16 protein-coding genes are annotated in these 20,981 nt (G+C 61.0%); 9 read left to right on the top strand and 7 right to left on the bottom strand.

Going from position 1 to position 20,981, the window contains the following annotated elements; genetic code table 11:
• Positions 1-76 precede the first annotated feature (76 nt).
• Positions 77-2,830: a valine--tRNA ligase gene (locus tag TERRO_RS04995; protein ID WP_014784911.1), complete on the bottom strand. Its 2,754-nt coding sequence runs from the start codon at positions 2,828-2,830 to the stop codon at positions 77-79.
• A gap of 215 nt (positions 2,831-3,045) precedes the next feature.
• Positions 3,046-4,218: an alpha/beta hydrolase-fold protein gene (locus tag TERRO_RS05000; protein ID WP_041592452.1), complete on the bottom strand. Its 1,173-nt coding sequence runs from the start codon at positions 4,216-4,218 to the stop codon at positions 3,046-3,048.
• A gap of 148 nt (positions 4,219-4,366) precedes the next feature.
• Between TERRO_RS05000 and TERRO_RS05005 the strand changes: the two genes are divergently transcribed.
• Positions 4,367-5,410, top strand: coding sequence for a DUF535 family protein (locus TERRO_RS05005; RefSeq protein WP_169315279.1), 1,044 nt, complete (start codon positions 4,367-4,369; stop codon positions 5,408-5,410).
• Positions 5,411-5,459: 49 nt separating this feature from the next.
• Here the strand turns inward: TERRO_RS05005 and era are convergent, their stop codons facing one another.
• Positions 5,460-6,539, bottom strand: a complete 1,080-nt coding sequence (gene era, locus TERRO_RS05010; RefSeq protein WP_041592999.1) for a GTPase Era — start codon at positions 6,537-6,539, stop codon at positions 5,460-5,462.
• Positions 6,540-6,589: 50 nt separating this feature from the next.
• Here era and TERRO_RS05015 point away from each other — a divergent pair, with 50 nt between their 5' ends.
• On the top strand, positions 6,590-7,132 hold the full coding sequence (locus TERRO_RS05015; RefSeq protein ID WP_041593000.1) for a cupin domain-containing protein: 543 nt from the start codon (positions 6,590-6,592) through the stop codon (positions 7,130-7,132).
• Here TERRO_RS05015 and TERRO_RS05020 read toward each other — a convergent pair.
• The 3 genes from TERRO_RS05020 to TERRO_RS05030 form a co-directional block, all read right to left on the bottom strand.
• On the bottom strand, positions 7,129-8,430 hold the full coding sequence (locus tag TERRO_RS05020; protein WP_014784916.1) for a hemolysin family protein: 1,302 nt from the start codon (positions 8,428-8,430) through the stop codon (positions 7,129-7,131). The genes TERRO_RS05015 and TERRO_RS05020 overlap by 4 nt on opposite strands.
• Positions 8,427-9,092 carry an rRNA maturation RNase YbeY gene (ybeY, locus tag TERRO_RS05025; RefSeq protein WP_014784917.1) on the bottom strand — a complete coding sequence of 222 codons (666 nt, stop codon included), beginning with the start codon at positions 9,090-9,092 and terminating at the stop codon, positions 8,427-8,429. The genes TERRO_RS05020 and ybeY overlap by 4 nt, the downstream gene beginning before the upstream one ends.
• Positions 9,093-9,168: 76 nt before the next feature.
• The gene (locus TERRO_RS05030) at positions 9,169-10,209 is read right to left on the bottom strand and encodes a PhoH family protein (RefSeq protein WP_014784918.1); all 1,041 of its coding nucleotides are present in this window, start codon (positions 10,207-10,209) and stop codon (positions 9,169-9,171) included.
• Positions 10,210-10,271: 62 nt separating this feature from the next.
• Here TERRO_RS05030 and TERRO_RS05035 point away from each other — a divergent pair, with 62 nt between their 5' ends.
• A complete protein-coding gene (locus TERRO_RS05035; RefSeq protein ID WP_041592453.1) occupies positions 10,272-10,475 on the top strand; it encodes a hypothetical protein in 204 nt (67 codons plus the stop codon).
• 2 nt (positions 10,476-10,477) lie between these two features.
• On the opposite strand, the gene TERRO_RS05040 is transcribed toward TERRO_RS05035, so the two are convergent.
• Complete coding sequence (locus TERRO_RS05040) at positions 10,478-13,834, bottom strand: TonB-dependent receptor (protein ID WP_041592454.1); 3,357 nt, start codon at positions 13,832-13,834, stop codon at positions 10,478-10,480.
• Positions 13,835-14,154: 320 nt separating this feature from the next.
• On the opposite strand from TERRO_RS05040, the gene TERRO_RS05045 reads away from it, so the two are divergent.
• The 6 genes from TERRO_RS05045 (at position 14,155) to phoU (ending at position 20,898) form a co-directional block, all read left to right on the top strand.
• Positions 14,155-16,065, top strand: coding sequence for a hypothetical protein (locus TERRO_RS05045; RefSeq protein WP_014784920.1), 1,911 nt, complete (start codon positions 14,155-14,157; stop codon positions 16,063-16,065).
• Between the two features lie 196 nt (positions 16,066-16,261).
• Complete coding sequence (gene pstS / locus TERRO_RS05050; RefSeq protein WP_014784921.1) at positions 16,262-17,269, top strand: phosphate ABC transporter substrate-binding protein PstS; 1,008 nt, start codon at positions 16,262-16,264, stop codon at positions 17,267-17,269.
• A gap of 239 nt (positions 17,270-17,508) precedes the next feature.
• Positions 17,509-18,540: a phosphate ABC transporter permease subunit PstC gene (gene pstC, locus TERRO_RS05055; RefSeq protein WP_014784922.1), complete on the top strand. Its 1,032-nt coding sequence runs from the start codon at positions 17,509-17,511 to the stop codon at positions 18,538-18,540.
• Between the two features lie 2 nt (positions 18,541-18,542).
• The gene (pstA, locus tag TERRO_RS05060) at positions 18,543-19,448 is read left to right on the top strand and encodes a phosphate ABC transporter permease PstA (RefSeq protein ID WP_014784923.1); all 906 of its coding nucleotides are present in this window, start codon (positions 18,543-18,545) and stop codon (positions 19,446-19,448) included.
• Positions 19,448-20,206 carry a phosphate ABC transporter ATP-binding protein PstB gene (pstB, locus tag TERRO_RS05065; protein WP_014784924.1) on the top strand — a complete coding sequence of 253 codons (759 nt, stop codon included), beginning with the start codon at positions 19,448-19,450 and terminating at the stop codon, positions 20,204-20,206. Before pstA ends, pstB begins: the two co-directional genes overlap by 1 nt.
• Positions 20,203-20,898 carry a phosphate signaling complex protein PhoU gene (phoU, locus tag TERRO_RS05070; protein ID WP_014784925.1) on the top strand — a complete coding sequence of 232 codons (696 nt, stop codon included), beginning with the start codon at positions 20,203-20,205 and terminating at the stop codon, positions 20,896-20,898. Before pstB ends, phoU begins: the two co-directional genes overlap by 4 nt.
• Positions 20,899-20,981: the final 83 nt, after the last annotated feature.

Genomic DNA, 20,981 nt, shown 5'->3' on the forward strand with positions numbered 1-20,981 from the left:
ATGTTCTGACACATTAGGGCAAGAGAAAAGGGCAGGCAGCGGAGATCCGCTGCCTGCCCTTTTCTCTTCGTCCCGATTATTCGGGCGGCAGTGCTTCGAGCGCTGCCTTGGCCTTGTCGTAGAGGGACTGCGTTTCGGCCTGCTGCTTCTTGAGGCCTTCGACGACGGCTGCCGGGGCCTTGGCGACGAAGCTCTCATTGCCGAGCTGGCGGTTGGCGGCTTCGAGTCCCTTGGTGAACTTGACGATCTCCTTGGTCAGGCGCTCGCGTTCTGCCGGGACGTCGATCTGGCGCTCGTAGGCGACGGTGACGTCGAAGCCGGTGCCGGAACGGACGTTGGCGCCGGTGAGTGGTTCGGGGGCGAACTCGACTTCGCTGACGCGGGCCATGCGGGCGAGCATGTCACGGTTGGCGTCGGCGAGTGCGAGGATGCGGTTGTCGCCGTGCAGCGTGATGGGCGCGGCTTCCTTTTCGGGGACGCCGAGCTCCTTGCGCAGGCCGCGGACGGTGACAATGAGGGACTGCAGTGTGTCGATCGCACTGACGGCCGTGTCGTCCGCCGGGTAATCCGACGCCTGCGGGAAGTGTGTCAGCGCGATCGACTTCGCCGGTGGCTTGCCCTCGTAGAGGCTGTTCCAGATCTCCTCGGTGAGGAAGGGCATGAAGGGCGAGAGCAGTCGCAGCGATGCTTCGAAGACACCGACCAGCCCTGCGAGCGAGATAGCCGTCTCCGGGTACTGGATGGGTTCCACGCCTTCTACAGGCTCAGGGAATTCGAGGCGTAGCTTGACGAGTTCGAGGTACCAGTCGCAGAACTCGCCCCAGAAGAACTGGTAGACGGCGTTTGCGGCTTCGTCGAAGCGGTAGTCGGAGAGAGCGCGGTCGACCTCGGCGCAGACGGCGCGCAGACGCGCGAAGATCCAGCGCGTCTCGATCGGCGTGATCTCGGGCAGCGCGGAGACGGTCATGGCCGCGCCCATCGTCATCTTGTAGCCGGAGAGCTTGGCGCGCTCGACCTGCATGAAGAGGAAGCGTGCGGCGTTCCAGATCTTGTTGGCGAAGGCGCGATAGCCCTCGGTACGCGCTTCGCTGAAGGCGATGTCGGTGCCGGGCGAGGCCTGCGATGCCAGCGTGAAGCGGACCGCGTCTGTGCCGAAGCGCTCGATGACCTCAATGGGGTCGACGACATTGCCCTTGGTCTTCGACATCTTCTGGCGGTCGGCATCGCGGACGAGCGCGTGGATGTAGACCTCGCGGAAGGGAACAGCGTCCTTCAGCTCACGCTTGCTGCCGTCGGGCATGGGCACGTCCAGCATGAAGTGTGTGCCGAACATGATCATGCGGGCGACCCAGAAGAAGAGGATGTCAAAGCCGGTGACGAGCAGGTCTGTCGGATAGAACTTGGCGCTGTCCTGCGAGGGCTCCGGCCAACCGAAGACGGTGAACGGCAGCAGCCCGGCGGAGAACCAGGTGTCGAGGACGTCGGTCTCCTGCTGTAGCTCTGCGTGGTCGCAGGAGCCGCAGCGATCGGGACGCGTGCGCGAGACACACGTGGTCTTGCACTCCGGGCAGTGATAAGCCGGGATGCGGTGGCCCCACCAGAGCTGGCGGCTGATGCACCAGTCATGGATGTTCTCCATCCAGTTCATGTACGTCTTTTCGTACATGGGCGGCGTGAAGCGGACGTGGCCTTCCTTGACAGCGCCGATGGCCTTGTCGGCGAGCGGCTGGATCTTGAGGAACCACTGCATGGATAGGCGCGGCTCAATGACGGCGCCACTGCGCTGCGAGGTGGCGATGGCGAGTGTGTGGTCCTTCACCTCGACGAGCAGGCCGAGTGCGTCCAGGTCGGCGAGGATCTTCTCGCGTGCTTCGTAGCGATCCATGCCGTGGTACGGCGAGCCCTGCAGGTCAATGTGCGCGGTCTCATCCATGATGGTAAGGTTCGCGAGGTTGTGACGCTTGCCGATCTCGTAGTCGTTGGGATCGTGCGCGGGCGTGACTTTGACGGCGCCGGTACCGAACTCGGGCTTGGCCCAGTCGTCGGCGAGGATGGGGATTTCGCGATCGGTGAGTGGCAGCTTGATGGTCTTGCCGAGGAAGCCGGTGTAGCGCTCGTCGGTTGGATTTACAACGACGGCGACGTCACCCAGCATCGTTTCGGGGCGCGTCGTTGCGATCACGATGGAGCCCGAGCCGTCCGCGAAGGGATAGCGCAGGTGATAGATCTTGCCGACGATCTCCTTGTGCTCGACTTCGAGGTCGGAGACGGCGGTCTGCTGGACGGGATCCCAGTTGACGATGTAGCTGCCACGGTAGATCAGGCCCTGTTCGTGCAGGCGCACGAAGGCTTCGGTAACGGCGGACGACAGGTTGTCGTCCATGGTGAAGTATTCGCGGCCCCAGTCGACGCTGGCGCCCAGGCGGCGCATCTGCCCCGTGATGGCGCCGCCGTACTGCGCCTTCCAATCCCATACGCGGTTCAAGAACGCGTCGCGGCCGAGCTCCTTGCGGTTGGTGCCTTCGGCCTTGAGCTGCTTCTCCACCATCATCTGGGTGGCGATGCCGGCGTGGTCCGTGCCGGGGACCCAGACACTCTCCTCGCCGCGCATGCGATGCCAGCGGGCAAGGATGTCCATCTCCGTCTGGTTGAGCATGTGGCCCATGTGCAGGCGGCCCGTGACGTTGGGCGGCGGCAGCAACATGACGAACGGCTTGCTGGTGGCTTCGGCGTTCGCAGGGGTGTCGAAGAGCTTTTCGGTGACCCAGAAATCGGCCCATTTCTGTTCAATGGCGGCGGGGTCGTAGGCTTTTGGGAGTTCGTTTGGCATAGTCCTCTTCAGGATAAGCCGGATGTGGATTTATGCGGTCATTCTCGATGAGTCGAGAGGAGCCGAACCTCAGGGGCTGAAGCCCAAAATCCTCGTGAAAGGAAAAAGGCACAGCTGAAGCTGTGCCCTTTCGAGAGAACTCACGTCTAGCGCGAGACCCCACCCTTTTGCTTTGCAAAAGAATGGGGCACCCGGTTATGTCGATTGGGCTTGCTCTACCGGAACAGTAACGGTGTGAAGTCGATGAGGTCGTCGCGCCAGACCATCCAGGTGTGCATGCCGGGTGTTTCGCGGGTTTGCACGTTGCCTTTGATGTTGGTCTTGGCCCAGGTGGCAAAGGCACGGTTGACGGTGATCAAGCCATCCTCGGTCCCGCAGCTCTCCCAAAACAGCTTGAGCGGCTGTTGGGTCTTGGCTTTGGGGACGATCGTCTGGAAGCCCTTGTCGTAGTCGGCGGGTGTCAGTGGCGCGGAGCCGGGGATACGGGTGTCGCGCAGGTCCGGTGAGGTGACCGCCGAGGAGAAGGCGCCGACGTAGGCGAAGGTCTCCGGGTGGTTGAGGCCGGTGTAAATGCTGTGGCCGCCGCCCATGCTGAGGCCGGCGATGGCGCGATGGTCGCGGTCGCGTGCGATGTTGAGGCGCGCTTCGGCCATGGGGATGATCTCGTGCAGAAGCTGGTCGCTGTAGGCGACCTGGTTCTCCCAGATGAGGGAGCCCACACGGTTCCAGCCAGCCGTGACGATGTGCATGGTGCCGTAGCCCAGCGGCATGACGACGACCATGGGAACGATCTTGCCGTCGTGCAGCAGCGAGTCGAAGATCAGGTTTGCCTGTCCAGCCTCAACCCAGCCGTTGGCCGCGTCGCTGTAGCCGTGGTTCAGGTAGAGGACGGGGTACTTCTCCTTGCGCCTGGCGTCGTAGCCCGGGGGTGTGTAGATCCACATGTCGCGGTCGCCATTGTCGCCGTCATCGACCTTGACGAGCTTGGAGCGGTAGAGAACGTGGCTGACTTCGCCATGCGGGATGTCCGTGCGGTCCCATGGCTTGGGCGCCTGCGCGGGCACGTGCGCGACGGTGGTGGGGCTGAGCAGGTTGGGGCGGACCGTGGCGTTGTGTGGATCGAGCGCGCGCTTACCATCGACGGCAAAGGTGTAGCCGTAGAACTCCGGCTGCATGGCTGGCGTGGACACTTCCCAGACGCCGCCTGCGTTCTGCGAGAGGGGCGTTGGCTTCGCATTGCCTTCCACGGTTACGGTGACGGCCTTGGCTCCGGCGGCTTCATAGCGGAAGGTGATGGTGCCGTCGGGATGCACTTCCGGAGAGACGACGGGCGTTGCGGCGACCTGTCCCTGTGCTGCGGACGCACTTGCTGTGGCCTGAGCATGCATTCGGTTTTGAGAAGGAAAAATCGCTGTGGACAGGACGAAAGTTGCGCAAAACAGGCGGGACGTCGAACTCATGATGACCTCAAGGTTGGCTAAAGCACGCGGGACTATACTAACGCCGCAAGCGGGTATGTGATTGGTGAACGGTCGCGTGGAACGAGAAGATGAACTGCCCGGGCCGCAGGTAAATAAGAGGCACGTAACGGATAGCCGTTCATTCCTGGAATGGATTGCGGGTCTTGCCAAGCGGGAGGGTACGTTCGGTCGCTCGTCCGTCGTTGCCCTGAACGCGCTGAAAAACATCCGGACCTTTCCTGCGATTTACAGGCTCGCGCGGATGGAACCTTTCGCTGCGGCTTTGCGCACCAACCCGCGGCTCATACTGCGTTGCCTTACGCAGGATTACCTGGTGCGTGGCTTCAGCGTGGGAGTGAGCGCACGTTGCTTTCTCTACCATCACCGGCGGCTACAGTTGGCGCTCTCGAGTAGTTTCTTACGGCGACTGACGATGGATCAGGTCACGCTATTCGAGGTCCGCGATGAGGAGACACACGTGAGTGTGACCGTCGGCCAGACCAGGCCTCTCCATGACAAAGAAGGCGAACTGGACATGTACCTGCGGGTGGAAGGAAAGCCCGTGTTCGTGCTGTCGTTCACGGTTGTTCCTGGCTGGGCTGCAGGATCAGCAGCACGCGAGGTGGTCCTGATCTCGCGCATGCAGGGCCTTGCGGGATGCTATCCGGAGATCAAGCTGGCGAGGAAGGTGCTGAAGGATGTCGCGCCGAATGCGCTATTGCTCGCTTGCGTGCAGGGCATCGCGTTAGCGCTTGGCATCGAGGAGTTAGCCAGCGTCAATTCGTTTCAGCAGACTGCCTACCGTGACGAATATTCCGAGCGGCTACAACGGAATTATGAAGAGTTCTTCGGGGAGCTTGGAATTGAAAAGAACAATGCGGGATTTCTTGTGAGCGCGATCCCAATTCCCGAGAAGCCGATGGCCTGCATCAAGACGGGACATAAGCTCAGGACCAAGGAGAAGCGTGCGATCAAACTTGCCGTGAGAACCGCTTGTTTCGAACTTGTTCGAGCGAAGGTGGTCGGTGAGCAGACGTCCTATGTTCGGCTGATCCAGCAGCGGTCCGAGGCTCGTCAAGCACCGCAAACTGATGGCTTGATGAGTAGCTTGCTGCAGTAGGCGCATCTTTCCAGGCGAACTGTTTGAAGAGGAAAGAAGCGCCTGCCAGTTACTCCTGGACAGGCTTCTTGTTCTGCTGTTCGCTGAGGGATTCGAGCTGGCGGCGCCAGTCGAGTTCGTCGACGAAGCCGCGTTTGGAGCGCCAGTCTTCCTTGACCTTGACGAAGAGTTCGAGGAAGACGCGGGTGTCGAGCAGGCTCTCGATCTCTTTGCGTGCGGCCGTGCCAATCTGCTTGAGCATGGTGCCCTGCTTGCCGATCAGGATGGCCTTCTGGCCTTCGCGTTCGACGAAGATGGCTGCGGCGATCTTCGTCACGGGCAGTTTTGGCGGCAGTGTGTCGGTCTTGCGCGGCTTGCGTTGCGGGCCGGGTTCTTCCCATGTTTCGATGACGACCGCCGAAGCGTACGGAACCTCTTCACCGGTGTAGAGCAGGATCTTTTCACGGATGAGCTCGGCTGCGAGAAAGCGCATGGGCTGGTCGGTGAGCTGGTCTTCCGGGAAGTAACGCTCGCCCGCGGGCAGGCGTTCGACGACCTTGTCGAGCAGCGTGTCGAGGCCGTCTTTCTTGGCGGCAGAGATGAGGATCGTCTCGGCGAAGTCGTGCTTCGTGGACCAGTGTGTGATCAGCGGGAGCAGGTCTTCGCGCTTGACCAGATCGATCTTGTTGAAGACGAGCATGACCGGGCAGGTGACGTTGCGCAGCAGGCTGAGGGCGAAGGCGTCTTCTGCAGCGGAGAGTGCGCGCTTGTCTTCGCCTGGCGTGGGTGATTTGCCCTCGATGCGCGGCTTCGGCTCGTGAATGCGGTGGGTTGCATCAACCAGGAAGAGGATGACGTCGCGGCCTTCGAGGGCGTCGTGGACCTCCTGCATCATGCGCTTGTCGAGCTGCGAGGACGGCTTATGAACGCCGGGCGTGTCGACGAGGACGACCTGTGCGGGTGGCAGTGCGGGCTGCGTTTTGCTCTTCGGCTTTGCCGGTTGTTCCAGAACGCCGAGGATGCGTGTGCGGGTGGTCTGCGCCTTGTGCGTCACGATCGCCAGCTTCTCGCCCAGCAGGGCGTTCAACAGCGTGGACTTGCCGGCGTTGGGCCGGCCGATGATCGAAACGAACCCTGATCGAAATGCCATCTGTCTAGTGTATGCTGCGCGGCAGTGCGCGCCCATGGGCCGCAGGAGGCATGACCGTGGAGTCGAACCGAATTACCGAAGCTGTTTTGCCGCCAGACGATCTTGCGCGGACGCTCGCGCTCACCATGGCGGACGCGCCCGGGTTGCAGCACATCGGGCTTGTAGGCGACACCTACACGGTGCTGCTCTCAGGCAAGGACACTGCCGGGAAGTTCTGCCTGATCGACATGCATATCCCGCCGGGCGGCGGTCCCGGACCGCATCGGCATGATTTCGAGGAGACGTTCATCCTTCTCGAAGGCGAGATGGCCGCAACCTTCCGCGGTGAGAAGACAACCGTCAAGGCAGGGCAGACGCTGCATATTCCGGCCAATGCGCCACACATGTTTCACAATGCTTCCGATGCGAATGTGCGGCTGCTCTGCATCTGCGCGCCTGCCGGGCAGGAGGAGTTCTTCGCGGCGGTGGGTGTGCCGGTGGCGACGCGGACCACAGCTCCGCCAAAGCCATCGCCTGAAGCGATGGAAGAGTTCAAGAAGAAGGCTGGCGAACTCGCACCGAAGTACCGGACAGAGTTGTTGAAGGAAGCCTAGTCTTCGCTGGGGTCGGGCGGCGGCAGCGTGCGGACGCGAACGCGTGTGACGAGCCGCGAGGTGGCTGCGAGGACGTCGATGTGCAGGCCGTCCGCCTCGATGACTTCACCCGGTAGCGGGATGTGGCCTGCGAGTTCAGAGACCAGGCCGCCGACGGTGCTGGCTTCGAGGTCCGTGCGCAGGCGCAGCGGTTCGCGCTCGTCTTCGTCGTTGGATTTGGAGAGCAGATCACGCAGGTGGTTCACGTCCATGCTGCCGGGGACGATGTAGGCTCCGTCGTCTTCGCGGATGGCCTCAGTGTCTTCGTCGTGCTCGTCTTCGATATTACCGACGATGGCTTCGATGAGGTCTTCGATGGTGACCAGTCCTGCGACCGTACCGTACTCATCGATGACGATGCGCATGTGCTGCTTCTCGCTCTGCATCTCGCGCAGTAGCTCGTTGACTTTCTTCGGCTCCGGCACGAAGGCGGCGGGGCGCTGCATCTCTCGCACGGTCAGATTGCCGGCGTCCGTATCGGCGACCTGCAGCAGGTCGTGCGCGAAGGCGATGCCGGTGATCTCATCGACGGTGCCGTGATACACAGGCACGCGTGAGAAGGGATTGCCCTGCAGGACTGTCGTGAACTCTGCGAGCGTCATCTGTTCGGGCACGGCGAACATCTCCGGCCGCGGCGTCATCACCTCACGCACCACCATGTCGCCAAACTCCACGACACTGCGTACGAGGGCGCGGTCACTCTCTTCGAGGATGCCCTCTTCTTCACCGGCCTCCAGCAGGGCATCGACGCCTTCGTCGGGATGGTCCTGGGTGGCTTCACTGTCGTGCTCGGCGAGCGATGCGATGGAGAGCAGAAGGCCGAGGAAGAGCGTGATGGGCAGCACGATGTAGAAGAGCGCCTGCAGGATGTAGCGGATGCGTGCCGTCCACTCACCGCGCGTGCGTGCGAAGAGCACCTGCGGCAGCATGCGGTCAAAGAGGATGATGATCAGTGCGAGTTCGGCGAGTGTCTGCGCGTAGAGCACCCACGTGCTGGTGCTGGCGGAGGTGAAGCGGCGCACGCCGAGGATGAGTGCGATCGATGCGAGCGACGTCTGCCGGAGGATGGACGCGGAGAGTGCCACGGAGTCGCGCGACAGGCCGAAGTGCGGCTCCATGCCGTCGACCCATGCGTCGAGATTGTCCTGATACTCGCGGGCGAGGAACTTGCCCATCTCGGAGTAGACGCGGTCGGCGTAGGCGGCCACCGTCAGGACGAAGAGGAGTCCTGCGATCAAGAGCACAGAGAGGAGGTTCATCGTGCGGACCTTTTCTTGGCGGCTGCTTTCTTTGGGGTGGCTTTCTTTGCCGGCGCTTTCGTTGTTGCGGTCTTCTTCGCCATGGTCTTTTTCGTTGTGCCGGTTGCTTTGGCAGCGGTCTTAGTCCCAGGTTTCAAAGTCGGAACCCGGGGCACCCGCTTCTTCGGCTTGCCTGGCGCTTTGGTTTTTGCCGCTGCTTTTTTCGGGGCGTCGAGTGTTCGTTCGATGAGGCCCGCAGGTAGCTTCAACGCGGCGCGCAGTTCACTTTCGAGTGAGCGCATCTCGCCCTTGTCGGCTTCGTGGTCTTGGCCGGAGAGGTGCAGCACACCGTGCAGGATGAGGATGCGAAGTTCCTCGTCCAGGGTGTGGCCGTGTTCCGTGGCCTGGCGCGCTGCGGTCTCAACGGAGACGGCGAGGTCACCAGCGATGCCTTCGGCGTTGTCGCCGGCAGGGAAGCTGAGCACGTCCGTGGGTTTGTTCTTGCGGCGGAAGGTGCGGTTCAGCTCCTTCAGGCGTGCGTCGTCCGCAAGCAGTACGGTCACTTCGCCGCTCAGGCCTGCGGCCTTCTGGGCTTTCTTCAGAAAGCGTGCAAGGTCCGGCTTGCGCAGTGCAGCAAAGTCTGCGGCGCCGGTGCCGCTACTGGGAGGTTCGATGACGATCAATCAGCCTCGCTAGAAAAACAAAACAGGAGAGAACGTTGAAGTCCTCTCCTGTGATGCTACCTTGTGCCGCTGCGAATTACTGAGTTTTACGCGCGGGTGGCTGTGGCGGGTTGGCCGGAACTGCGCCGTCGATGGCAGGTTCCACCAGGCCCAGCGACAGTTGCTGTTCCTTCTGGTGCGAGTCATAGGCACGCACGATGCGCTGCACCAGGTTGTGGCGGACCACGTCCTTGTCCTCGAAGTGGCAGAAGGTCACGCCTTCTACACCGTTGAGAACGTTCAGTGCTTCCAGCAGGCCGCTGCGCTTTGGGTTGGGCAGATCGATCTGTGTGAGATCGCCCGTGATCACGGCCTTGGAGTTCATGCCGAGACGCGTGACGAACATTTTCATCTGTTCCTGGGTTGTGTTTTGCGCCTCGTCCATGATGATGAAGGCATTCGAGAGGGTGCGACCGCGCATGAATGCGAGCGGCGCCACCTCGATGATGCCCTTCTCAAGGAAGTTGTCGACGCGCGCCTTATCGAGCAGGTCGTACAGCGCGTCGTAGAGCGGCCGCAGGTACGGATCGACCTTCTCCTGTAGCGACCCGGGTAGGAAGCCCAGGCGCTCGCCGGCTTCAACGGCCGGGCGAACCAGGATGATGCGTTCCACCTTCTTCGCCATCAGCGCAGAGGCTGCCATGGCGACGGCCAGGTAGGTCTTGCCGGTGCCGGCCGGACCGATGCCGAAGGTCATGTCGTTCTGTTCGATGCCTTCAACGTACTTCTTCTGGTTGGGCGAGCGCGGATTCACCATGCGCTTGACGCCGGTCGCCGTGCGCTGGCGGCCGCTGTCGACGAGAGATTTCAGGCTGGATGCAGGATCGGCGATCGCCAGCTTGAGCAGTGCATGCAGCTCTGGTCCGGCCAGTTGCACACCGCCGCGGCGCAGTCCCTCGAAGTCCGCAAAGATGCGCTCAACGAGTGCTACCGCCTCCTGTTCCCCTTGGACCACCATGCCGTGCGATCGAAGATCGATCGTGACGCCAAGTTCTCTCTCCATCAACCTCAGGTTTTCATCGCGAAGACCGAACAACGCTTCTGTATTGGGCGTGATTTCGAGCGAGCTTTTAACCAACTGGGGCATGCCTCCATGGGGCGGGGGTGCGTTGACTGCCGTTGAGTCTTAGACGGTTCGGAGTGGCCGAGCGATTCCTGCGGCGCGCTATTGCGCGGATGTCCGCGAAAGCGGACGGAACCAGCGGCGGGATGGCGAAGGTCACCAAATCAGCTCGACTTGCGCAGAGAATAGCGCCCGCAATCGCCATCGTCAAGGAAACAACACATAAAAAAATGGACCGAAACCCGAAGGTCTCGGCCCATGAGGGCAATGTTGCCAGTTGAAGTTAGAAGGTGAGGCGACCGGAGAGCTGGATCTGGCGGTTTGCGCCCAGACCAACCTGGTTGCCGACGGTTGCAGAAGATGCTCCAAAGTTCGTACCCGCACCTGTTGCTGAGGTTCCGACAGTGAACGGCGTTCCGGGCTGCGAACCGGAGCCGGTAACCGTCGTGACGCCGCCGGTGGTGCTGGTGCCCGCCGGAATATTCTGTGCCAGTCGAACGTTGCCGGGATTGGCGAAGTTCGCGTGGTTCAGAACGTTGAAGGCGTCTGCAGTGAACTTGAAGTGAATCCGCTCCGTGAAGGTGAACTCCTTGGAGAGCGTCATATCGATCTGAGCGAGGTTAGGACCGCTCAGGTCGTTGCGACGCTGATTGCCGTAGGTACCGGGGGCAGGTGTGCTGAAGGCGGCGGGGTTCAGGTACTGGATACCGTTCTTCAGGTAAGGATTGACGCCTTCAACGCGGTTGGGACGGCGAATGTTACGCGAGTTGCCGCCACCGGGGGTGTTGACGACAGCAGTGGTCTGGACAGCTCCACCGGCGATGACCGGGCTGCTGAAGACCTGGTTGGCATATGCAGTGCCGGGGCGACCGACGTAGACGACATCAGCACGCGTGATCAGTACATCGATCGGCACACCGCTGCGGAAGTTCACGATGCTGCCGACCTGCCAGCCACCGGCAAGGGTGTTGCCAAGGCGGCCCATGTCGTACATCTTGCCCTTGCCGAAGGGCAGGTCCACGAGCGCCGTCATGTTGAAGCTGTGACGGACGTCGTTGGTGCCGCGGCCATACTCTGGAGCCTGCCCGTAGAGCAGCAGTGGGGACTGCGAGGTTGAGGCTTCGTTGGAGCCCGAAGACGTACCAAGCTCCTTCGCCCAGGTGTACTGCGCACCAAGCGAGATGCCCTTAGCAAAGCGACGCTGCAGCGATGTCTGGAGTGCGTGGTACTGGTCCACACCGCCGCTGGTCTTGTAGTCGATCTCAGCGAAGCGGCCGCCGTACTGACGGACTGCCGTGCCTGCGCCGGTCGCTGCGTTCGTGGTGACGTTGGTGATCAGGTTGGTGATAGAGCGCAGGAAAAGGTTACGGCCGGTGGAACCCACGTAGCCGATCATCATCTGCATGCCGCCGGGCAGCTGCTGCTGAACGCTGGCGGTGTAGCTGGTGATCTTCTCTGGCACCTTGTAGTTGGGAGCATAAGCACGCGGCTGATAACCCAGCGTCGGGCTGTTGATGTCGTAGTTTGCGTAGACATCGCTGACGGGGTTGATCGGATAGACCTTACCCGAAGTCGCCACGCCACCCGTGTTGGTGAACGTACGCGTCACGCGGTCGTTGGCTTCCGGCTGGATCTGATCTTCCGTCTGGCCCGGTCCAAAGTACAAACCGCCGCCCAGGCGAACCACGGTGTTGTTATGAAGCGCCGCCGGAGCGTAGGTGATACCGAGGCGGGGTCCGAAGTTCTGCGTGCTCTTGAACCAGTCGCCGGTGTACTTGGTAATGATGTTGCCGGCATTCATGTCGAAGAAGACGTTCTTGTTACGAGCCTCACGCAGCGGCGCGTAGAACTCGTACCTCACGCCGTAGCTGATGGTGAGGTTCGGTGTCGCCTTCCACTCATCCTGCGCGTAGCCGATGTAGTACGACTGCTTGACCTTCGCATTGCCGCTGAGTCCCGTGAACGGGCTCAGATCGCTCAGGTTGCCGTAGAACTGGATCTGATCCGGAACGTTGTTCTGGAAGTTGGCAAAGCTGTTGTAAGTGTAGGTCGTGCCGCCGATCTGGTCGTTGTACAGCGACAACGGCCGGATCTCAACGCCGAACTTCAAGTTGTGATTGCCTGCAACGTAGCTCAGGTTATCGATGTACGAGAAGCTCTGGCCCGTGTACGGAGCGCCAACGCCGTTGAAGGAGCTGGAGAGCGAGATGAGCGAGCCCACGTTGGTCAGGCCGGCGATGGAGATACGTGCCGCGCTCAGGTTCGCGTTGGGGCTGGCGCCAGCGATGCCCTGTACGCGCATCTTGATGCCGTTGTAGCCGAACTTGCTTTCGTTGAACAGGCGCGGCGTCCAGATCTGGTTGACTGCGATCACACCGTTTTGCGGGACCATGACCTGACCGAATGCGCTAAGCGATGCGTCCTGGATCTGGCGGGACGTACCCTGATCGCGGTTGTAGCGGGCATACATGCTGAAGCGATCGTTCAGGTGATAGTCAAAGCGGATGTGACCGAAGTCTTCCTGCAGGCGGTTCTGTCCAACGCTGATGACGCCAGCCGCACCGTTGTTTGCGATGGGGAAGGCAGCCAGCAGCGGCGTGAGCTGCGGATTGGTGATGGAGGCACGCTGTGCCGCGCTGAGCGTGGTGGAGCTGTACGGCACTGCCCAGGTCTGACGCAGACCCTCATACACCGCAGCAACGAAGAGCTTGTCCTTGATGATGGGACCACCGACGGATCCACCGAATTGGTTCAGGCGGAACTTGGGTGAGTTGGTGACGAGAGCGGTCGGCGTGGTCGTGCGGCGATTGAAGTAGTTACGCGCGTCGAAGAAGTCGTTGCGGACGTACTCAAACGCCGAACCATGCAGCGCATTGCCGCCGGACTTGGTGACGAAGCTGATCTGGCCGCCGGTGCCGGTACCAAGCTCTGCCGGGTAGTTCGAAGAGTCCACGCGGAACTCCTGCACGGCTTCCAGCGACTGCTGCAACCGGAAGAGCGAGGAGAGTTCGCCGTTCAGGTTGCCGGGCGTCGTGTCGATGATGCTGGTGGCTTCAATGCCGTCGAGGCGAATGATGTTCTGCTCGACCGCGCGGCCGGAGAAGCGGATGTCGCCGAACTGGCCGCTGCCGGTGTTGGTTGCGCCAGGCGTCAGCAGGTAAAGCTGCGAGATCTGGCGGCCGTTGATGGGAAGTTCCTGGATCTCACGCGAGGGGACGTTTCCGCCAATGCGTGCAGAAGAGGTATCCAGATCGACGACGGATCCGGCTTTCACCTGGACGCTCATCTCCGCACCGGCCAGCGGCAGCGTGAGATCGCGTGTCAGTTCCTGACCGACGGCCAGTGTCAGGTTCTTTTGCTCAACAGAGGAGAAGCCGTCGGCTGTAACGCGGACGTCGTAGGGCGCGGGCTGCAGGGAGACAGCGATGAACAAACCGCTGGAATTCGTGGTGACCGTGCGGACCTGACCTGTCGTCTCGTTGGTGATCACGACCGTGGCATTTGCAACTGCGGCGCCGCTGGGGTCGGTGACTGTGCCTGTCAAGCGAGCCGTTGAGGTCTGGGCGGAGAGCGCTCCCGCGGACATGCAGGCAATGGCTGCAAGTCGCAGGGCAGGAGGTGTGAATCGGCGTGAGGTCATGCTCCCAAGCATCCGGCGGTTATGTTGGGCTGCGCTTACAGCAGTGTGAATCTCCTGTAACGATGTGGCGTTTTACGGCGTTTCTTGCAAAGACATGGCGCTTGACGTCCTCACCCAAGATCCGTAAAAGGGGCGGCTTACGTTTAACTCTCAGGCGCCAGATGGCGCTCACAGATACACTCCATTCACGATCTCTTCTCCGTCTTTTCATATGGCCGGACGAGCATCGATTTCAACGGACATAACTGGCAAGGTGTGCCTCGGGCAGGTCGCCGAGATTTGCGTGGCGCTGCTCCCTTAGCCGTTCCGTATGAGGAACGATGAAACGACTGACCACACTGGGCGCGATGATGCTTGCGTCGACGCTGGTTCCCGCTCCCTCCCGCGCGCAGACAGGCACCCCTGCCGGGAAGACGACGACAAAGCGGCCGGCGCGGAAGTCGCCGAGCAAGAAGAAGGAAAGTGCTGAGTCAGTCCTGCTGCACGAACTGCTCGAGAAGGTAAACGCTCAACAGGCGCAGATCGATGCGATGAAGGCACAGCTCGCCGCCCGCGACCAGCAGGTACAGACAGCCCAGCAGAGCGTGAACGATGCGCAGACGCAGGCAGCGACCGCTTCCTCCGCAGCGCAACAGGCGCTTACCGCTGCCCAGGCCGCGACCGTCAAGGCTGATACGTTGGCGACATCCGTCGACCAGGTAAAGGCCGCGGATCAAGGTCTGCAGGAGACGATGGTTGCGAATCAGGCTCGGATTGAGGACGAGATCCAGTCGCCAACGACGCTCCACTACAAGGGTGTAACCATCACGCCCGTTGCGTTCTTTGCACTGGAAGGTGTGTGGCGCCAGCGCGCGCTGAATTCCGATATCAACACACCGTTCAACAACATCCCGTTCCCCAGTGCGAATGAAGGTCATATCAGCGAGCTGAACTTCTCCGGCCGCCAGAGCCGTATCGGCGGTCTGTTTGAGGGCAACGCCGGAAGGTACAAGCTGTCTGGTTACTTTGAAACGGACTTCCTCGGCGTGGGTACGTCGTCGAACAACAACCAGTCCGATAGCTACGTTCTGCGTCAGCGTCAGTTCTGGGGCAAGGGTGAGATCGGCGGCTTTGCCGTGACCGGCGGTCAGATGTGGTCGCTGGTTACCGAAACCGGACTGAGCACGAACACTCGCACGGAAAAGCTCCCGAACACGATCGATCCCCAATACATGGTGGGCTACTCGTGGACGCGCCAGCCTGCACTTCGTCTGCAGCAGCGCTTCGGCGATGTGAAGACCGGCATGTTTACCGCTGCAATGTCCCTTGAGCAGGCACAGATCACCAACTTCACAGCAGCCGGCACCATTCCCACGGCCTTCCTGTTTGCCGGTATCGGTCAGAACGGCGGCCTTTACAACGCGGCTGGAAACATCGGTTCGGGGAATACGGCTGGTACGGGCGCGATCACCACCTACGCGAATAATGTTGCTCCGGACGTCATTGTGAAGGGGACGCTCGACTACACGCACGCTCACTTTGAGCTGGGCGGCATTGCGCGGTTCATGCGCGACTATTACTTCCCGGTCACTGCATACACGGGCACGGCTGCAGCCCCGACTTATACCTACTCGGCGACGCAGATCAGCCATACGGCACCCGCCGGCGGTGCCTTCGCCAGCGCCCGTGTCACGGTGAACAAGTATGTGGATGTTGCCGTGCAGGCCATGGGCGGACAGGGTGTCGGCCGTTACGGTTCGTCCCAGCTCGCCGACGCGACGTTGCGCCCGGACATGACGTTGGAGCCGATCCGCAACTATCACGGCCTCTTCAGCCTGGAGACGCATCCGACGAAGAAGCTGGATGTCTACGCCTACTACGGCGGTGAGTACGCGCAGCGGACGGTCTACACCACGCCGCAGGGCGCTCTGATCGGCTACGGTCCTCGTAATCTGAACAACTCAGGCTGCTACGCACTGCCGACCAACAGCGGCAATGGCAGCGGAACGGCGGGCTCCATTGCGGCTACTGCCTGCGCGTCGCCCACTCGTTACATCCAGGAGGGCATGCTTGGCTTCACGTATCGCCTTGCGAGCAGCCCCAAATACGGGCGTCTGCAGTATCAGGCGACCTACCAGTACTTGCAGCGTAACCTGTGGTCTGGAACGGCGACCACTCCCGGCCTGACGACGACAGGACCCCGTGCACTGGACAACATGTTCCACATGGGTATGCGTTACTACATCCCATAGACCGCGACGGCGTGGCAGAGCATTCGGGGGAGCGGTGCCGCTCCTCCTTCTTTTGTAGAATCGACTGCGTTGTTTCATCGCGCCGTCACATGCCGGCCTGACAATGACGATGGCATAGTCAGGACCACCCAAGGACTTTGTGAGTTGCTGAAATGGCAGCGAGCTACTTCCCCGAAACACCAGGAGAACGACCCGAATGAAGATCAAGGTTCTTTCCGCAATCATGGGCGCGGCCCTGCTGACCGGCATGGCCGGAGCCCAGCAGCTGAACGGCGCGGGCGCGACCTTTCCCAACCCCATCTACTCCAAGTGGTTCAGTGAGTACTCTGCCAGCCACCCCGGCGTGACGATCAACTATCAGTCCGTCGGTTCGGGCGCGGGGATCCGCCAGGCTTCGGACGGCATTGTGGACTTTGGCGCGTCGGATGGCCCGATGACCGACGAGCAGATGAATTCGGCCAAGGTGAAGCTCTTCCACATCCCGACAGTTATGGGCGCAGTGGTCCCGACCTATAACCTGCCTGGCGTTGGCGAACTGAAGTTCTCCGGTGACATCATTGCGGACATCTACCTGGGCAAGATCACCAACTGGAAAGATGGCCGCATCGCCGCCATCAATCCCGGTGTGAATCTGCCGGATCACCAGATCCTGCCGGTCTACCGTTCCGACGGTTCGGGCACCACCTACATCTGGACCGACTTCCTTTCCAAGAACTCTTCCGACTTCCAGAGCCGTATCGGTAAAGCGACCTCGGTTCGCTGGACGGTGGGCATTGGACAGAAGGGCAATGAAGGCATCGCCGGCATGGTCCGCAACAGCCCCTACTCCTTCGGCTACGTTGAACTGATCTACGCTCTGCAGAACAAGATGAGCTTTGGTACGGTCAAGAACCCGGCCGGCAAGTTCATCAAGGCTTCGCCAGAGACGGTTTCGGCCGCTGCTGCGGGTGCTGCAAAGAGCATGCCAAACGACTTCCGTGTTTCGATCACGAACGCTCCCGGTGCGGATTCTTACCCGGTGTCGTCGTTCACCTGGCTGCTGATTCCGACCAAGTCGCCGGACGCCAAGAAGGGCGAAATCCTGCGTGACTTCCTGAAGTGGATGATCGCGCACGGCGAGTCTGAGGCGGTTGGTCTTTCGTATGCTCCGCTGCCTCCGGCTGTTGCCATGAAGGTTTCGGGCGCCATCAACTACCTGAAATAAATAGCTTTGCTGCTCTCCGCGGCCTGCGCACCTCTCTGGTGCGCAGGCCAATCTTTTGTGGAGCAGATCAAATAAATTCGTTGCTCATCGAATTCACAGATCATTCACATTTGGTCTGCGACGTGTTCACGGGCGCGGAAGTAATCTTGATTCAGTTCCGTCAGAGAACCAGGCAAGCGTGTTTCGAACTTTCTCTACTCCTAATGGCTGACCAGAATACATCTCATCTCGCGCCTCCTATGGCCGCATCCATGGTGACCGTCCCCGTTCCCAAGATGGAAAGCAGCGCTGCGCCTGCTGTTCTTACTCCGGTGCCCTCAGGTATCCGTACCTTCCTCGCGAGCCGCGGCAGCAACAAGGGCGCTGATGGCTTCTTCGGCGGCCTGATGCTGACCTGCGCGCTCAGCATCATCGCGATTGTGCTGCTGATCGTCTGGGTGCTGGTGATGAACTCGCGGCTGTCGCTGCACACCTTCGGCTTCGGATTCTTCGTACACTCTGATTGGAATCCGGTTTCGGGCGAGTTCGGCGCGCTGCCGTTCATCTTCGGCACGCTGGTGACGTCGTTCCTGGCGCTCTGCATCGCCGTCCCGCTGGCCATGTGTGTCGCGATCTTCATTATGGAGATCTGCCCCAAGCCGCTGCGTGGAACCGTTGCATTCCTGACAGAGCTTCTTGCTGCGATTCCTTCCGTCGTATACGGCCTGTGGGCAATCTTCGTACTGGTGCCGATCGTGCGCGACCAGCTTGGACCATTCCTGACGAAGTACTTCGGCTGGACCGGTCTGTTCTCAGGGTCGAACTTTGGTGAGGGCATCCTGACCGGCAGCATCATCCTTTCGATCATGATCCTGCCCGTCATCTCTTCCATCACGCGTGAGGTCATGAGTGCCGTGCCAATCAGCCAGAAGGAAGGCGTTCTGGCACTTGGCGCGACGCGTTGGGAGATGGTGCGCATCGCTGTGCTGCGGAATGCACGCATCGGCATCGTCGGCGGCATCATCCTTGGCCTGGGCCGTGCGTTGGGCGAGACGATGGCCGTTACCATGGTCATCGGCAACAACCCGCAGATCTCGAAGAGCCTGTTTTCTCCCGGCTACACGCTCGCAAGTGTCATCGCGAACGAGTTCACCGAGGCTACCGGCGACCTGTATTTGTCGGCACTGATTGAGATCGGCCTGGCACTCTTCCTGGTGACCATCGTCGTCAACACGATTGCGCGCACGCTGGTGTGGGCTGTGACCCGTAACAACGCGGCGAAGGCGCACTAACCATGGCAGAACTTCAGATGTCCCCGGAGATCAGTGCTGAGATTCGCCGTGCCAGCCGCGCCAACCAGGCGACCCGTACCGGCACAGACCATGTGATGACGGCGCTCGCCGTGGGCGGCACGATCATCGTGCTAGTCCCGCTCGTCGCCATCCTGGTGTACCTGGTCTACAAGGGCGCCAGTTCGCTGAACTGGGCCTTCTTCACCCAGACGCCGAAGCCCGTGGGTGAGCAGGGCGGCGGTATGGCGAACTCGATTCTTGGTTCGGCCATCGTGCTTTCCCTGGCAAGCCTGATCGGTATTCCGGTTGGTATCGCTGGTGGCGTGTACCTCGCGGAGTACGGCGCTGGAACGTGGCTTGGCAACGTGATTCGTTTCGTTGCCGATGTGCTCAATGGTGTGCCGTCTATTGTTATGGGCATCGCCGGCTATGCGCTGGTGGTTGTGCACCAGCGTCACTTCTCCGCATTTGCGGGCGGCATCACGTTAGCCATCATGATGGTGCCCACCGTCACGCGCACCACGGAAGAGATGCTGTTGACCGTGCCGAACTCGATCCGCGAAGCGGCCTATGGGCTGGGTGTGCCGCGCTGGCGCACCGTGATGTCCATCAGTCTGCGGACGGCTGCGCCCGGTATTATCACCGGCTGCATGCTGGCCTTCGCACGCGTTGCGGGTGAGACCGCGCCGCTGTTGTTCACAGCCTTCGGCAGCCAGTTCTATTCGAAGAGTCTGAATCAGCCCATCGCCGCATTGCCGCTGCAGATCTTCTCTTATGCGCTTTCGCCGTATGACGAATGGCACCGCCTGGCATGGGCGGGAGCGCTTGTTCTGATCACCATGATCATGGTTTCTGTCGGCCTGGTTCGCTACGTGACATCGCGTGGCCAGCTCAAGGGAGGAAGTTAGTGGGACTCGCAATTGGCGTTGAAAACCTCAACGCGTGGTACGGACCGACACACACGCTGAAAGATGTAAATCTGCAGATTCCCGCGAATCACGCGACCGCGTTGATCGGTCCGTCAGGCTGCGGCAAGTCGACCTTCGTCCGCTGCCTGAACCGCATGCATGAGACCAACCCCACCGCTCGCGTTGAGGGGACGGTCATGATGGGCGACACCGACATTTACAAGGACGCATCGCCCGTTGAGATTCGCCGCCGCGTCGGCATGGTCTTCCAGCGCCCCAATCCGTTCCCGACCATGTCGATCTACGATAACGTCGTCAGCGGTCTGAAGCTGAACGGCTTCCGCAAGAAGGCCGTCATGGACGAGGTCGTTGAGCGCAGCCTGAAGCAGGCCGCCCTGTGGGACGAGGTCAAGGACGACCTGCGCAAGAAGTCCGGCGCCAGCCTCTCCGGTGGTCAGCAGCAGCGTCTCTGCATTGCGCGTGCGCTCGCCGTCGATCCGGAAGTGCTGCTGATGGATGAGCCCGCCAGCGCGCTCGATCCCGTCTCGACCTCGAAGATTGAGGACCTGATCTTCCAGTTGAAGAATCAGTACACGATCGTCATCGTGACGCACAACATGCAGCAGGCCGCGCGCGTCGCCGAGAACACTGGCTTCTTCTTGATGGGCAAGCTCGTCGAGTTCGACAAGACCCACAAGATCTTCACCAATCCTTCTGACAAACGTACCGAGGACTACATCACGGGAAGGTTCGGATGATACGGATTCACTTTCAACACAAGCTGGACGAGTTGCGCGAGCGGCTGCTGGTGATGGCCGGACTGGTGGAGCAGGCGATCGATCGCGCGATTGAAGCGTATGACAATCGCGATGCGAGCCTCTGCGACCTGGTTCTGATGGCAGAACCCGCCATCGATCGCACCGAGCGCGAAATCGATCAGCTTGCGTTGGACATCCTGGCGATGGAGCAGCCGACGGCAGTCGACCTGCGCTTCATCCTCGCCGTCATCCGTATCAATGCCGATCTTGAGCGCGTCGGCGACCAGGCAGTCAACATCGCCGCCCGTGTCAAAGAGCTGCAGGCGATCCCCGAAGCGGACCTGCCGATCGATATCCCGAAGATCGCGGAGATCGCGTCCACCATGGTCCGCATGGCGATCAAGGCATTCATCGACCGTGACGAGAAGGCTTCGAACGACGTCCTGCTGATGGATGACGAAGTGGACAAGCTCAATCACGACGCCTTCCACACGCTGGGCGAACTGATCAAGTCGAAGCCGGACGTGACGCAGCAGGCGTTGAACGCCCTGGTCATCTCGCGCAACCTGGAGCGCGTGGGCGACCACGCCACCAACATCGCCGAGGATGTGATCTTCTGGGTCAGCGGAGCGGATGTGCGCCATCACGCGAGTGCGATGACGTCGCTGCCCGATCAGATCGCCGAGGCCTAGAACGCGTTTTAGGTTGCGCTCCTTTGTAAAATCACCTATGCTTAGAGGGTTGAAGTGATCCCGGCGAAGTTCCGCCCGGGCCC

It is taken from the genome of Terriglobus roseus DSM 18391 (assembly GCF_000265425.1).
Classification (GTDB): Bacteria; Acidobacteriota; Terriglobia; order Terriglobales; family Acidobacteriaceae; genus Terriglobus; species Terriglobus roseus.

Coding starts and splice junctions, on each gene's coding strand:
- TERRO_RS04995 (WP_014784911.1), bottom strand. CDS start 2,830: ATGCCAAACGAACTCCCAAAAGCCTACGACCCCGCCGCCATTGAACAG.
- TERRO_RS05000 (WP_041592452.1), bottom strand. CDS start 4,218: ATGCATGCTCAGGCCACAGCAAGTGCGTCCGCAGCACAGGGACAGGTC.
- era (WP_041592999.1), bottom strand. CDS start 6,539: ATGGCATTTCGATCAGGGTTCGTTTCGATCATCGGCCGGCCCAACGCC.
- TERRO_RS05015 (WP_041593000.1), top strand. CDS start 6,590: ATGACCGTGGAGTCGAACCGAATTACCGAAGCTGTTTTGCCGCCAGAC.
- TERRO_RS05020 (WP_014784916.1), bottom strand. CDS start 8,430: ATGAACCTCCTCTCTGTGCTCTTGATCGCAGGACTCCTCTTCGTCCTG.
- TERRO_RS05040 (WP_041592454.1), bottom strand. CDS start 13,834: ATGACCTCACGCCGATTCACACCTCCTGCCCTGCGACTTGCAGCCATT.
- TERRO_RS05045 (WP_014784920.1), top strand. CDS start 14,155: ATGAAACGACTGACCACACTGGGCGCGATGATGCTTGCGTCGACGCTG.
- pstS (WP_014784921.1), top strand. CDS start 16,262: ATGAAGATCAAGGTTCTTTCCGCAATCATGGGCGCGGCCCTGCTGACC.
- pstC (WP_014784922.1), top strand. CDS start 17,509: ATGGCCGCATCCATGGTGACCGTCCCCGTTCCCAAGATGGAAAGCAGC.
- pstA (WP_014784923.1), top strand. CDS start 18,543: ATGGCAGAACTTCAGATGTCCCCGGAGATCAGTGCTGAGATTCGCCGT.
- phoU (WP_014784925.1), top strand. CDS start 20,203: ATGATACGGATTCACTTTCAACACAAGCTGGACGAGTTGCGCGAGCGG.